Annotated in this window: 4 protein-coding genes; all 4 read left to right on the top strand. The window is 66.9% G+C overall.

What is annotated here, in order from left to right:
- Positions 1-47: 47 nt before the first annotated feature.
- The 4 genes from OH735_RS20600 (at position 48) to OH735_RS20585 (ending at position 16,205) form a co-directional block, all read left to right on the top strand.
- Positions 48-2,960: an AAWKG family protein gene (locus OH735_RS20600; RefSeq protein WP_406382977.1), complete on the top strand. Its 2,913-nt coding sequence runs from the start codon at positions 48-50 to the stop codon at positions 2,958-2,960.
- A 94-nt stretch (positions 2,961-3,054) separates the two neighbouring features.
- Positions 3,055-3,555, top strand: a complete 501-nt coding sequence (locus tag OH735_RS20595) for a YbaB/EbfC family nucleoid-associated protein (protein WP_406382976.1) — start codon at positions 3,055-3,057, stop codon at positions 3,553-3,555.
- Complete coding sequence (locus tag OH735_RS20590) at positions 3,552-3,875, top strand: hypothetical protein (RefSeq protein WP_406382975.1); 324 nt, start codon at positions 3,552-3,554, stop codon at positions 3,873-3,875. The genes OH735_RS20595 and OH735_RS20590 overlap by 4 nt, the downstream gene beginning before the upstream one ends.
- Before the next feature lie 6 nt (positions 3,876-3,881).
- Positions 3,882-16,205, top strand: a complete 12,324-nt coding sequence (locus OH735_RS20585) for a hypothetical protein (RefSeq protein WP_406382974.1) — start codon at positions 3,882-3,884, stop codon at positions 16,203-16,205.
- The last annotated feature ends 21 nt before the right edge of the window (positions 16,206-16,226 follow it).

The following is a 16,226-nucleotide window of genomic DNA, read 5'->3' as shown; positions in this document are numbered from 1 at the left end:
ACGCATCACAATACGTCCCGCCCCTTCCGAAAGGCCCCCATTCCGCCATGCCAGCAGAGAACGCCCCGGTCAGATGGGAATACATCGCCGGTCAACTCACCGGTTTCGCAGGCGGAACACGCGAAGACGTGGGGAAAATAGGCAGCACAGCCGACGGAAGTGCGGAAGGATACGGCTGGCTGCAGGTCAAGACCGAAGTGATAAACATCTTCCAAATAACAGGAGAAACAAAGGAGGGCAATTTCGGCACTTCCATGGTTGTCCGTTTCTACGATTACCCCGGCTCCACCGAGAAGGCCATCAAGCAGTATTACAAAATCACCCTGAACGTGCCTTGGGGGGATGACGGATTCAAGACCGGGGGGGTCGCTTCAGCATTCGACTACGGATATGCAGAAGCGCTTGACCAGCTCAAGAATTTTCACTCCACCACGGGTTGGGGCGGCCAATACGCGGGAGGAAAGGTGGTGAAAAAGGAAGACTCCGTAGATTTGAATTCCCTCATCACCACAGCCAAATCTTTCGATCTGGTACGGACATTTTTCAAGGATCATGGACCGAAGCTCGAACAGTGGCACAAGAGCCTCGGAGAGGACGATGCATCCTGGCAAGGCACCGGGGCGGATGTCTTCCGCTCCCTTATTGACGGCCTGAATCTGGGCTATAAGGACCTTGCGGAGTCCCTGGCCCCCTCCGGGAGTTCGACCGGCTCCTCCGCAGGAGAAACACCCTTTCTGGACTATACGCCGGACTCCCTGGTGGGCGAGAACCTCAGCCAAGCGGCAACAGCGATCAATAAAGCGGCGACGGACCTGCACGACGCCTGGGACACATGGCTGAAGGGTGACATGTGGCTGCCCACCATCGTTCTCGCAAAAAAGATAGACGAGGTCGTCTCATACCTGAACACGCGCAACATCACCAATATCCATAAAAAAATCAACTCATACTACCCCAATGAGACCTTCTCCATCTACTACGAGGAGAACGGCAATAGTTACGGCGACCTGCGGACCGAAGAGGCCTGGCATAAACTTGCGCAGCAGGCCTATGTGGAGTGGTGCAAGGGCCTGAAGACGCTGGATGATGCCGCCACCACGGTCGCCGGTAATCTCAATGAAGCTTTGCTGACCATTTCCAAGTCCAACAGCGCCTTCGCGTTCAATCCCGGCTTCACCGATCTGAAGACCAAGTACACCGAGGACCAGACGAGGCAGCTGCAAGAAGACCAGGAACAACAGCAGAAGGACCTTGAGGACAAGAAGAACGAGCTGGACACGAAGCTCGGTGGCGACGACGACCAGACGACACCGCCGCCGAAGCTCGATCCGAACAGCCTCGGTGGCGGTCTGGACGACAACCAGACGCCCCCCGGTCTGAACGACAACCAGACGCCGCCCAGCCTGAAGGACGTGGTCCCCCCGCCCACCCTGGGTCTCAACGGCCCCGGCGGCGGCACCGGCCTCGACGGCGCCGTCCACAACCCGGACGGCTCCACCACCGTGCGCAACCCCGACGGTTCGTACACCACGACCTTCCCGGACGGACACCAGGAGAAGAGTCCTCCGGGATCACCCCCGCCCGGGCTCGGGCTGAACGGGTCCGGCCTCGGCCTGGGCACGGGCCCGAACACCTCCGTCCCGCTCAAGACCACCAAGGGCCCGGACGGCTCCACCACCACGTACAACCAGGACGGCTCCCGCACCATCACGCACAAGGACGGGACCACCACCACCATCGGCCGCGACGGTACGACGACCACCGTCAACCCGGACGGCTCCACCACCGTGCTGCACAAGGACGGCAGCGAGACGGTCACGTACCCGGACGGCACCAGGACCACGATCCGCGCGGACGGCAGCACCGTCACGCAGTACAAGGACGGTTCCACCCAGACCCGCGCCGCCGACGGGACGCTGACCACGACCGACTCCGACGGCAACAAGACCGTCTCCCATCCGGCGCCGGGGCAGACCGTCCACAACCCGGACGGCTCGACCACGACCTTCAACAAGGACGGCTCGACCACCACGGTGCACGCCAACGGCACCAGGACCACGGTGAGTTCCAACGGAACGGTCACCACGGTCGACCCGGACGGCACCAAGACGGTCTCGCACCTGGGCAAGAACACCTCGACCATCGAGTACGCCGACGGTTCGGTGGCCAAGGTGGACAAGGACGGCACGGTCGTCACCACGTACAAGGACGGCACCTCCACCAAGCTCGGGCCGGACGGCACCTACACCACCACCGACCCGGACGGCGACAAGAAGACCGAGCACCTGAACCCCCTCGGCGGGAACGCGGGCGCGGAGACCAAGCACAACGCGGACGGCTCCACGACCACGAAGTATCCGGACGGCACGGTGGACCAGAAGTTCAAGGACGGTGGCCACAAGATCAGCTACCCGGACGGGCGGACGGTCACCACCGACGCCGACGGCCGCACGCTCAAGGTCACGGGAGGCCCGACCGGCCTCGGCGGCAACAAGTCCTCGGGCGGCTTCGGCAACTTCGACTACTACGACTACCCGGACGACTACAAGAAGCTGAACACGTCCCTGACCGGCAGTGGCTACGACGGCTACGGCTCGGGCGGTTCCTCCGCACCGCCCCCGCTGGCCGCCAACCCCCTGGGGCAGAGCCTCACCCCGCCCGGCGGCGCGAGTGCCGGCGGTGCCCTGCCCGGCGAGCGCACCCGCATGTCCGCGATCAACGAGTCGGCGGCCGCCCGCGGTCGTGCCGCCCAGCTCGCCGCCGAGGAGTCGGCCGCGATGCGCCGTCCGGCGACCAGCTCCGGCGGGATGCCGATGATGCCTCCGATGGGCGGTGGCATGGGCGGCGCCGGTGGCCAGAACACCCAGAGCGACGAGCGCGAGCGCGCCACCTGGGTCAGCGAGGACGAAGACGTCTGGGGCACCGACGAGGGCGGGGTCGTCGGCGTGATCGGGCGGTGAGCCCGGTGTACGGGGGTGCGGGTACCGGGTACGGCCGGCAGAGGCCGGTCTCCCGCCGGGGTCGTGGTGTGCGCGAACAAGGAGGAGCGGGACGATGAGCAATCCCCTGGAAGAGCGGCTGGCGGAGGCGCTGGCCGAGTTCGAGGAGACGCGGACGCGGCTGGACACGGCCGCGGCGGAGGCGTCCCGGATATCCGCGACGGTCACGGCCAAGGACCGTTCGGTGGAGGCGACCGTAGGGGCGCAGGGCGAGGTGACGAACCTGCGCTTCCCCACCTCGCGGTACCGCACGATGGCCCCCGCCGAGCTGGCGAGCGCGGTGATGAGCACCATCGCCGCCGCACGCTCCCAGGCGGCTGCCCAACTGCTGGACATTTACCGGCCGTTCGGACCCGTCCCGGGAATGTCCCCGGACGCCGAGGGCGGGTTCGCGCCCGTCGAGTGGGATGAACTGTTCGCCCCGCTGCGGGAGGACACGGACCTGGTCGTACCGCCCTCCCGCTCCACCGCCACCTCCGGCGGGGCTCTGCTGGACGAGCTGGTGGACGACGAGGAGAGCGGGACCGGCACCGGGAAGGGAAGGACGGACCGATGAGCGAACTCGACGTCGACACCGAGGGCCTCAACCGCAGCGGTGAGGCCGTGAAGGACGTGAGCGAGGTACTCAAGGTCGCCCGCGACGAGTACATGGACAAGATCACCAGCTACCGCGGCTGCTGGGGCACCGGGGAGTTCGGCGAGACCTTCGCCAAGAAGTACTACCAGGGTCTCGGCCTCGTCGTGGACGGGACCGAGGCGCTGGTCAAGGCGCTCGAGTCCAGCGGGCAGAGCCTCGGCGACACCTCCAACAAGTTCAAGAAGACACAGGAGGGCGTGATCGACCACGTCAACACCAGTACGACGAAGAAGCACTGAGCAGCCATGTCCCTGCACTTTCCCCCCGAGTGCGCGTGGCTGTTCGCGGCCCTGACCGGTGAGGTCCCGCCGGACGGCGACGAGGACAAGATGTTCGCGCTCGCCGAGGCGCACAAAGGGCTGCACGGGAAACTGAACGGCGACATCCAGAAACAGGTGGCCGACGCCCTCGGCTACACCAGGAAGAACTTCGAGGGCACCGCCGCCGAGATGTACCAGGAGGCGATGAAGTCCTTCCTCGGCGGCCAGCAGGGGCTCGACTACTTCAACTCCGTCACCGAGCAGGCGGAGCTGATTGCCGGCTTCACCCGCAAGAGCGCCACCCAGCTCCAGTACACCAAGTACATGATCATCGCCCAGCTGGTGGAGCTGCTGGTCGAGGCAGCGGTGGCGATGGCGCTGTCCTTCTTCTTCGGCGCGTCCATCGCGGCGTACCTGCAGAAGCAGGCCATCGTGCGGCTGATCATCCGTACGCGGCTGGGGCGGATGCTCCTCACGCTGCTCATGCACGAGATCATCAACGTGGGCATGGGTGTGGCCATGGACGGTCTCGTCCAGTGGACCCAGCTGAACCAGGGCACCCGCGACGAGTGGGACGGCGACCTCACCAAGAACGCGGCCCTCTCCGGAGCGATCCAGGGCCTGCTGGCGGGTCCCTTCCACGCGCTGGGCGAGAAGTTCGGCAAGCTCCTTTCCAAGATGTTCGGCGACGACGCCGGCAAGCAACTCGGCAAGCAGCTCGACGACGTACTGCCCCCGCCCAAGAACAAGCTGGGCGATGACGTCGTCCCCCCGCCCAAGAACAAGCTGGGCGATGACGTCGTCCCCCCGCCCAAGAACAAGACCGGCGACGACATCGCGCCCCCGCCCCCCTCCAAGAACAACGTGGGCGACGACGTCACGCCCCCGCCCGCGAAGACACCGTCCGGTGACACCCCGAAGCCGAACACCAACAAGGACCTCCCTCCCAAGCCGCAGTCCTTCGGTCAGGACATGACCGACATCTTCCGCAAGCATCTGCCGAACACCACGGGGCCCAACCCGGAGAAGGCGGCGCGCAACTTCATCAAGGACGTCGGGGACGCCTTCGAGCGGCGCTTCGGCGGCGCCGAGGCCCGTGACGCGGGCCGGCAGTGGGCGTCGACCCTGCTCATGACGACCGGACGGAAGGAGCTGCCCGACGCGCTGGGGGAGGCGCTGAAACCGATCGCCAAGCAGCTCGACGACCGGGTGACCAAGGTCCTGACCGAGGGCACCGCGGACGCGATGGGCAAGAGCATCCTCCAGTCCGTGCGGGGCACCACCGTCACGGGTCTGTTCGAGGGCGCCCACGCGGCGGTCTCGGAGGGCACGTACAACCTGATCTTCTCGGACGAGCACACCTTCAAGACCTCCGGGCTCACCTTCGGGTCGGGCATCGTCGAGGGGCGCATCGGCCACCTGCTGGAGACCGGCGGCGAGAAGCTCGGGCTGGGGCTGCGCGGCTCGCTCGGGATGGACCCGCCGGACTTCGGCCACAGCGGAGGCGGCGGGCAGTCGGGGCTCACCGACGACATGCCGGACCTCGGCCTCGACAAGCTCTTCGCGGAGCCGGAGCCGGAGGCGGGCAGCCTCACGGACGACATGCCGGATCTCGGCCTGAGCGAGCTGTTCGCCGACGGGGACGACGACCTTCAGTACCTGGACGCCCCGGACGATCCGACGTACCTCGCGGGCGAGGGCGGAGAGTCCGGCGCCGGTCAGGGCGACAACCGGGAAACCCCGACGCCGATCGCCACCACCTCCGCCCCGACCACGACATCGAACACTGTCAACACGGCGAGCGCATCGAGCACGTCGAGCACCGCGAACACGGCGAACACGGCGAACACGGCGAACACGGCGAACAACTCGGCCTCACCGAACGCCTCCCAGCAGAAGGCCCAGGACAACCAGACGGCCACCGCCTCCTCAGGCAACGGCGGCGACAACAACACACCGAATCAGCCGACCGACCTCGCCACCGAGAGCCGGAGCACCCCGGTCGAGGAACCCTCCCAGGAGAACGGGAACGGCACCGAGGGGAACCGGCAGACCGGCGAGGAGAACGCGGACAACCAACGCCCGGCCACCGAGAGCGGTACGAACTCCTGGGAATCCAACGGCCAGGGGGACGACAACACCACGGCCGGGACGGTGTCGACCGAGCAGACCGACTCCTCCACCACGGAGGAAAACTCCGGCTCCCACGTCACCACCACGTCCACGTCCACGTACGAGGACACGACCACGTACGAGGACACCCGGACCCAGGGAAAGCTGGCCACCGACCCGGAATCCCTGGTCTGGAACTCCAGTCAGGCCCCGCGCCCCACCGACCTCGCACAGCAGAACACAGTCGAGGAGCAGCAGAACGTCTCCGAAGAGCAGGGGAATCCGCCCGGAGGTACCCCGGTTTCCCCGGTCACGACTTCCACGTCCGAAGTCCCGGTCTCCCCGGTCTCCCCCGTCTCCCCCGTCTCCCCCGTCTCCCAGGACGAGTCCACCACCTCCACGGAGACCGACTCCACGAACCTGGTCACACCGGACCAGATCCCGCCGGTCACCCCGGTCACGCCGGTCAACCCCCAGTCGGCCACCACGCCGTCCACCACTCAGCAGGAACCCGCCCCGCTCTCGGCGACGGTGCGGAACCTCGGCACCGACAGCCGCGGGCTGCCGGGCGGAGTGCAGTTCTCGCCGCTCGCCCCCGAGCTCGTCAACCCCCTGCACGAGCAGGTCCGCAACTCCCTGGAGATCGCCGAGGAACACCGGGCCGAGGTCGACAGCCAGCTGGCCACCCTGCTGAGCGCCCAGGCCCTGCACGACAACCGGGTCATGCTGCTGAGCCCGGACGGACACCGCATCCACCTGGTCTACGGCGGCGCCACCCACCCGGTCGACGTCCGGCTGCGGCTGTCCGACCCGGCCCCCTCCCTCATGTACGGGCACGGGCGGCGGATACCACCGCGCAACAACGAGGAACGGCACTCAGCCGGTTACGACAGCAACTCCCAGGGCGGCACGACGTCCGTGCGTACGCTCACGGCGCCCTCCTGGGCCGGCACCTTCGCCAACAAGCACACCGACACGTCCGTTCCGTTCCTGTCCGCGATCTGGAACCGCTTCACCGGCTTCCCCGTGTCGGTCTCCCCCACCGGGACGCTGGGCCGCAACACCGTGTCCACCACGGTCAGCCAGTCCGTCGTCCTGACCAGTCTGCTGCGCAGTAGCGAACCGGCGACCCCGTACGACTACAAGGCCTCGTGGAGCGTCAGCACCCCACCCGTGCCGACTGTGAGTACGGACGGAAACCTCACGCCCGCCTCGCTTCCGGACACGGACAGCCAGGGTGAGCGGAACACCGACATCCCCTTGCAGACGTTCAGCGACGACACCGCGGCCACCACCATCACCATCCCGAGCGAAGAGGACGCGCCGACCACGGAGGGAACAGGGGAGCAGCCGGACTCCGGCGCCGAGCAGGATGCCACGAATCATCTCGTCACGGCCTGGTTCCCCGAGCACCTCACCCAGCCGCCCGCCGCCGACGGCACGGGCTCCGCAACCCTCCACGGCGACAGCCCCGAGGACTTCCGCAAGCACCTGGACAAGCTGCCGCTGTGGGCGTTGGACTCGATGTCCGACCCGGGCGTCCTGCTGCGGGATGTCAGACAGCGGTTCGGCACCGAACTCGACCAGCTTTCCCCGGAGTCGCTGGCCGCGGTGGAGCGGTTCTTCAGCGCCCAGCAGCAGCTCGGTGCCCTCCCCCTGCAGCTTCCGCAACTCAACCAGAACGTCAACGACGCCTCGGGCACGCTCTCGCCGCTGTTGCTGGACGCGGACGGCAACGCCCTCGGCATGTTCAAGACCGTCGCGGAGGTGGAACCGCGCAAGGGCGACGGCCTCCAGGACATCGAGGTCGACAAGCGCTTCAACTTCGAGCGTTCCCTGGATCGCCAGATCAAGGTGGACGCCCTCTCCAAGGCCTCCCTCACCCTGGGCGGCGAGTTCTCGGCCGGCGCGAACTGGAACGCGCTGGATCCCGAATCGGACTCTGGGCTGCGGGACTTCAACGTCGGCCTCAACAGCGCGGTGAAAGCCGGCGGCAGCTGGCAGAAAGACCGCGGTTTCGGCGCCGGCTCCACCCACAACGCCTTGTACAACCTGCGGGCGAACAACGGGCATGTGCTGACCCCGGCACGGGTGAAGTACCACGTGACCTTCATCGCCGCGGACGGGAGCGTCCGGCCGGACACAACGAGCCGGGCGAGCGAGACAGCCACCGATGCGTGGATCCGCGCCCTGCGCCCCGAGACGGTCGACGGCACCGTCCCCGACAACGCGCCGCGGCCCCCCGCCGAGGTGGCGGCACTGGAGTCCCTCGGGCTGACCGCGACTCCGCTGGCCCTCGACGGTGCGGGGGTACGCGCGGTGCTGGAGAGCGCCCGCGGCTGGCTGCAGGAGAACGGATATCTGCCCCAAGCCGGTGAGCCGGGCGTACTCACGGACGAGCGCCTGGTCAAGGCGCGTCTGGAGAACCTGCGCAAGCTGACGCTGCTGACCTCGCCGACCGGCCTCCAGGCCGGAGTGGACGAGATGATCGACGGCGGCTACGTCATCCACTTCAACAAGCCGGTCATCGGCGGCGGCAACGACCGGGTGGCGCTCCAGCTGGACCTGAGCCCCGAAACCCCGTCCGGCAACGGCGACGACAGCCACGGCATCAGTCACCGGCGGACGATCAGTGGCGTCGTCATCCCGAACATCACCGGCCTGTCGGTGCCGGGAACCAGCCAGTCGGCGCAGACCACCTCCGGGTGGATCGGCGGCAACGCCGATCTGGGCGGTTCCAAAGACGGTCCGGTACGGGGCGCGGCCACCGGCGAGATCAAGGGAACGAAGTCGTACGCCGAGACGCTGGCCGTCGGCTCCGGGCTCGCCTATTCGCAGTTGATCGCGACGAGCAACCAGGCCACCGAGATCTTCCGGGTACCGGCCGTGCTCAGCCTGAATATCCGGGCGGGAGGGCAATCGCTGCACTCGTACGACTCCGGATACTTCACACCTGCCGACACCAGCACCAGCACCAGCACCAGCACCAGCACCAGCACCGACCCCAAGGCATATCTGGACGTGGCCCTGCCCGCGAGCCGGACCCTGCCCACCGCTGTGCAGGGACAGACACAGGCGCAGGAACAGGCCCAGGAACAGGCGCAGGAACCGACAGAGAGTCAGGAACAGTCTGAGGAACAGGCGCAGGAGCATCATGCGGCACAGCAGACTGCCGAAGAGCGGGCACGGAAGGAGGCCCAGGACCCGGGCGGCCTGTTGCCCGACGGCTCACTGGTCGACGTCCTGCGGGGCAGCAAGGAACTCCACAAGCTCCTGAGCGACATGCTGGAGGAGGCACCACCCGTCCAAACACCGTCGTCCGAGACACCGCCGTCGGAAACACCGCCCTCCGAACAACCGGACCACGCGGCGGGTGGACCCATGCCAGGCGATTTCCCCACCGATCCGGTGTTGCCGACCCACACCGCCGACAACGACCCGTCCCGGACCGTGAACCAGACGCAGAGTCCGGCCCCGGTCCCGGTCCCGGTGGCGACCACCGGCGCTTCCTCCAGCCTGTGGACCTCGGCCGTGGAAGGCGCCAAGTCCCTGGCCGGGCACATCCTGAACGCCGCCACGACGGTGCGGCACACGCTGATCGGCGACACCCAGACGTCCGAGGAGATCTCCCTCGGCGAGGCCCTGCACGCCCAGATCACCCCCACGGCCCTGTCCGCACGCGCCCACCAGCTCGTCAAGGGCGTCTACGTCATCGACGACCTCTTCGTGCCGGGCGCCCTCGCCGGCACCGAACTCGTCGTGGAGATCCGCGCCAAGCTGTCCAACCTCCACAGCCTCGGTGAGTTCACCCAGTACGGCGAGATCGACCTCGGGCTCGTCGACAGCGCCTCCCGCCAGACCTCCAACACCTCCTCCCTCGAAGGGGGCGGAGGCTTCAGCCTGAAGTCCACGGCACACCGAGCGGACGCCGAGGCGGCCGCGGCCAAGGCAGCCGACCCGCTGCCCGCGCCCGATGAGGAGAGCAAGGGCAAGGCCGTGTCCGGCGGCGGGGGCGCCAAGGGGGTGTACGGCCGCGGCAACACCCGGGCGGTGACGGCCGCCGCGTCCACGGCCGTGACGCGCGTGCCCTCCGAGAGCGGCAAGCACGTCCGTATCGCCGCCGACGTCACCTACGAGGTGACGCTGCGGCGCGGGACACGTGGCGGCCCGGTGACCCACTCCGGGGGCGTCACCGCTCCCAGGACGGTCACCATCAAGGGCGGAATGCAGTTCCTCGCCACGCCGGAACAGTTGCGACGCGACAACGGCCGGCTGATCGACCTGATGGACCTGCAGAACCTGGGCGAGGGCATGCCCGAGAACGTCTCGCTGCCGTACCGGTTCGTACAGGGCGGAACCCTCGGCCTGGCGGCCGTGCTGGACGTCACCCCGCTGAGCGGCCCGATGCCCGTTCCCGCGACCACGGACGGTACGCCCGGCGCCACGAGCTCGAACCCGGCACCGCAGACCACAAATCCTGACGCCCAGGGGCAGACGGAATCCCCGGACGGCCAGGAACAGACCGAGCAGGACCAGACCCAACAGGAACAGACCCAGCAGGAACAGGAACAGCAGCAAGAAGAGAACGAGAACGAACAGGAGCAGGCCGCACCGGAGCAGGAGGCCACCGACAACGTGCCCCCGGCGGAGCCCCGGATCGAGCGCGATCTGTACCACCGCCGACTGACCGAGCTGGTGGAGACCCACGCACCCGGCGCCCTCACCCCCGGCGGCTCGCACTACGTGCCCGGACTGCGCCAGCGGCTCGCGGACTTCACCTCCCCCGCCGCCATGGCCGCACTCACCGGCCGCGGCAGGGAACAGCCGCTCAGCTTCACCTTCCCGTACCCCGACGGCCTGACCACCAAGGACGTCACGGTGCACCTTGCGGGCCGCCCGAGCTGGAGCACCGAACAGCTCCTGCAGGTGAAAGGGCGCGAGAGCGCGAAGGGGGCCGGGCTGGAGACCTTCACCCAGCACGCGCCCAACAACATCACCGCAACGCAGAGCCGGACCACCAAGTGGGGAGCCGCCGCGTCCGGCAGCCTCTCCATACCCACCATCGACGACAGCAAGCACAAGCTGGCCCTCGCCCCCTCGGCCACACACACCACCACCCTCACCGACACCGTCACCACCACGAGCACCGCGGAGGACCGCCTCTGGATGCGTACGGATGGGGGCGCGGAGTTCCAACTGGCGTGGACCTTCATGGCCTCGGTGGAGATCGACGGGAAGACGCACCCCATCGACAACGTGGACGCCGCCGTCACCATCCGTTTCGCCAGGGACGAGAATCCCCTGGTCACGGGCGAGGCACCCGCCGAGGCCGACCGTCTGGCCAAGGGCGTGCGGGAGACCGACCCGAGGAACACCGAGAACGGGCTGCTGACCGCGGTGCCGGTGCGGCCCACCGGTACGGAGACCGTCTACGAGATCACCCACCACCAGGAGCTTCTGAAAGCGGTCCACGAGGTGGCCCCCGAACTCGCGAAGGGCGCCACCCTCACCAGCGGCACGAGCGACGAGGCGGCGGCAGCGCGGCTGACAGAGCTGCTGCACGGCGGGGAGATCACGGTCGACTCGCTGCGTCAGGCAGCGGGGTTCGGCGGTTCCGCGCCTCGCGCCGACGGCAAGACCTCGGTGACGATGACCACGCAGCTGCTGCGGCCGAAAATCATCGGGAGCAGTCGCGGAGTCACCATCGACCGGGTGCGGCAGACCGGTTCCGGCACCACCGCGACCTCCTCCGTCTCGCGTTCGTCCGCCTTCTCCCTCGGCGTGAACCACACCGTCGACAGCAAGGGTGAGCACACGCTCGGCGCCTCCGCCACGCCCTTCCAGTACCAGTCGGTGCCCCAGGGCCAGGGCGGCGGTGTCTCGGCCGGCGGACGCCGCTGGACGAAGATCGGCACGGCGGGGCTGCCCACGGCCACGAACGGCCTGCAGACGCACGAGGTCGAGGTCGACACGATCACCACCGTCACCAAACCCGACGGGGCGGTCCGCTACGTCACCGGCACCGCGATACTGCGGGTCTCCGACATCGATCTGCGAGGGCTCGGCATCCTGCCCCCGGGCGACGGCGTCTGGGACCTGCCGCCACTCACCACCACGCCCACCACGACAACGGCCACGCCAAACACAACAAACGCAACGACTACGACGGACACGACAGACACAGCGGCAACAGCCGGCAGCGACAACGGCCGACATCCCGATGCCGACCTGATCGAGGCGATCACTTCCTACCTGGCGAAGAAGGCCGGCGAACAGCCCGACGGACAGCAGGACGAGAACCGTCCGATGCCACAACTCTGGCTGGCGCTCGGGCCGCAGGACAGTCCGGCGCAGTTGGCGGCCGCCGAGACTCGTGCCGTCGCCGTCGCCACCGCCATCGGGTCCCCCGTGGAACTCGCCGTGCACAGCGACGACGGCATCCACTACCTGGTCGTCACCGGCGAGAACAGCGGAGCCGCGGTGTCCGCCGAGAACACCGGAAACGTCAGGCCCCTGGGCGGCCCCGGCGGCCCGCGAGGGGAGTCGGTCTCCTCCCAGCCCCTGAACCGCCCCTCGGTGCTGCCGCGCCCCCCGGTCGTGGCGTTCCCGCAGAACACCGCAGCCGAGAACACCACCCAGAACGAATCCTCGGACCACCTCGCCCCGGGCGGGACCGACGACCGCACCCCACCCGTGAGGAGCCGCCAGACCTCCGCCGGCCCGTTCTCCCCGTCGATCCCGACCACGTCGGCGCACTCGTCCTCCGACGACGGGAGTGTGGACGCCGCCGAGGCTCCAGCACCGGTCGGCGACTCGGAGACGGCCGGACCGGACCCGAACGCACGTGTAGCCTTCACGGTCTCCACCGCCGCCCCGTCGGCCGACTTCACGAACACGACCGAAACGCCGCCCCCTGCCCCGAACACCAGCCTCTCCGCGCTCGCTTACCAACTCCTCAACCCCATGCCCCCGCCACCGCCACCACTGCCGCCTCAGCCCCAGCGGCGTACCGACGAGACCCCGTGGCCGGCGGCGGGACGCGGCACTCTGCCCGACCGCCCCATCCGCCCCCGGGTTCTGGGCAAGCTGGTCGACGCGCTCGTCTCCGCGGCGGAGTTGCGGCCGTTCCGGAACACCGAGACGGCCGCGGTGCACACCGAACGCTTCGATCCGGCCCTGCGGCAGAACGACCGACGCCCCGGCCTGCTCAACGGCTCCGAGACGCTGATCCGCAACCACGTGCGACGCGAACGCCTCGCCGACGGTCGCACCGTTCGTCACTTCTTCGTCACCCTGCCCTTCGAGCTCGCCGACCATCTGGATCACTCGGATCTCGACGCCCTCCGGACCCGTGTGCAGAGCCTCCTGGACACGCACCTGAACCGGGGCTACGCGCTCCCGCGCTCCGGCGACCAGCTCCGCGTCACCGCGGAGTTCGTGCATGCCCCTGGCCACGGTGAGGCGATCACCCTCACCCATAACCTGCTGCCCGGCCGGGCGGACCAACTCCACTGGGACCTCGAGCACAGCGACGCCACCCTCGTCCATGAACTCCTCCACTACCTCGGACTCGCCGACGAATACCGGGACGTCACCGGGCTGGCCACCGGCGACCCGCATCTGTTCCGCCGCGACCCACGCCTCACCGGAGTCCACGAGGAAGGGCTGATGGCCGTCCTCGACTCGGACGGCCTGCGCGAACTGCCCGTTGACTACCTCAGGACGATCGAGGACGTCAGCGACACCGTCGTCATCCCCGTGCACAACGAGTCCCAACTGGCCGAGCCCCCCGTGCACAACGAGAACCAACCAGCCGAGACGTCCACGCGCCTCACCCCCGGTGAGACACCGCACCGCCCCTCCAGCAAGGCGCCGGACCAGGACGGCGTCCCCGGATCAAGCCAGAAAAGGCGTGTTGGCGAAGAAGACGACGACACTCCAGGGCCGAGCAACCAGAAGAAGCCCCGTGCCAGAGAGGACGACGCAGAAGAGCTGGAGCGACTGAGGGAACACCAACATCAGTTGAACCAGGACGATCGGGAGGACCCCGGGTACGAGGGGGATCTGGAGGACCTCGGACACCAGGGGGATCAGGAGACCCCGGCGAGCGAATCGGATGCGGGGAAGGGCAAGGAGCGCAAGAAGAATCCGGCGGACTCCATCAGCTCCCACGTGACAGAAAGCCCGATTGTCGCCGTCCACGGTGGCAGCACCCTCGGCTGGGTGACGAGCGAAACCCGTCTGCGCTTCCCCCGCTCCATGGAGAACGAGCGATCCGAGCAAACCCTCTCCCATCTTTCTTTTCTGCTGCACAAAATCATGACTGATGCCCAGGAGGAGCAAGCGGAGAAGACGTCGGGAACGGTTCAGAACGACCGCGAGACACAGTCCATGCTGATCAATGGCAGGCTACTTTTCGCATCGAACTTCAACGAATCCGCAGACGCCCTCCGGGAACACCTGAAAGGAAGCCGGGACACCTCGCTGCAAGGACTGCTGAAGCAGCGGCCCAAGCCCCTCACGGCCGGGAAGCAATCCGAAGAACTCAAGCGAATGGACCGCGCCACGGAGAAGGTTCAGGCAATCCTGGACAATCAGCGCGGCATGGAGGACGACGCCACTGCCGACATCTTGCGCGACGCGGTCGGCAGGACGATCGAGTTCGTCGGCACGGACGCCGACAACCTGCGAGAGGTGCTCACCGCCAAGGAATACGAGGGCAAGGTGATCATGATCCGCGTCGGCCCCACGGAAAAAGGGGGGCCGGAGAAACCTCGTTCGGTACATGCCGAGCAGAAGCTGCTTCTGGCCCTGCACAAGGCCGACATCAAACCCTCGGAGGTCGCGGGGCGATCCTTCATCGTCCAGGGCAGGTACCGGCCGTGCGCCGGCTGTGCGGCCGCACTGAGGTACTACCGCGATGCTCTCGGATTCAGCAGCTTGTCCTTCAATCCCAATCACGGCCATTTCTGGAAGTCGGCCGTGCAGAATCTCCTGGATCACCAACCCCATGTTGCCAACAGTCCGGAGTACGCACAGTATCTCCAGCACATGGTCGAGTCGACAGAGAACGAGACGGGCGATCCGACACCGACCAACCCGATGAGCACACCCGCGAGTTCCGGGGTGAGACCTCCGTCCGACGGCACCACGGTAATCGAGAACAACGGCCTTGAGATCCGGATTCCATCCTCGGACGGAGGAAAACACGGATACAGAACCGACTCCGACAGTGACATCGAGGTTTCCACCGAGAATGGAGCCAAACGCTATCGCTCCGTGAAACGTGAACGGCACGAGTACCTGGGTCCGGACGCCGGAAGGATCGGCCGAGGCAGCGACAGGGCAAGCGGAGGAAGGCAGGCCGTCCGCGCCCTGGACGAAGGCGAGAGGAGCTTGATCAGGGCCACCCATCTGTCGGGCGACCGAGAGAAGCTGAAAGAAATGCTCATCAATTTCTCCACACAGGGAGGAGTGCGCGGAATTCCAATATCGAACATAGAGTTTTCCGATATCATCGGGCTGAGCCCGGGCCACATCGGGCGCATTATCCTCGGGAAGTCCGGCCACGAAGCCCGGAACCAGAGAGATTTCGCGAAAAGAGTGCAAACCTTCATAGGAAAAGGCGAGGAAGCAGCCAGCCTCACCGAAGATCATTGGCTTGCGCTCGTCAACGAGATGTCCAGATTCCACATCGACAAGGAGACCGCCGAAGACATTTCCGGACTTTCCGGGAAACTCTTCGACAGCGCATACGACAGGCACATCGGGAATGAGAACATCGGACGCCTCGCCACCTCTCCCGGCGAAACGCTGAAGCAGCGGATAGGGAAGCATTTCACTGGCGGCTTCGAAGAATTCCGCATGGGCTGGGAAGAACTTTTGCATGTAGACAAAAATAAGCTTTCCAGGATGAGCGCACCGGAAATAGAGAAGCTTCTGGAAATCTACGAGGAAATCAACTCAGAAGGTGTTGATATCGACAATTTGTCCACCTTGCTGGACAATCCGCACTTCGGGGAAGTGACCTTGGGTGGCCTGGAGCGCCTTCGGACAGAGGTGAACAGCCCTTACTTCGGAGATGACGCCCACCCCGACGAACAAGGCGCAGACGGAGAAAGCGAAGAATTTGAGGACGGATCTCTTCGGGCTCGCTATGAAGCATATCTACGACACCTTCACGGAAGGAAGGGGTGATCGTAACGAAAGACACCGATG

The sequence above is a fragment of the Streptomyces sp. NBC_01618 genome (assembly GCF_045209435.1).
Classification (GTDB): Bacteria; Actinomycetota; Actinomycetes; order Streptomycetales; family Streptomycetaceae; genus Streptomyces.
This window is presented reverse-complemented; position numbering and strand designations above follow the sequence as displayed.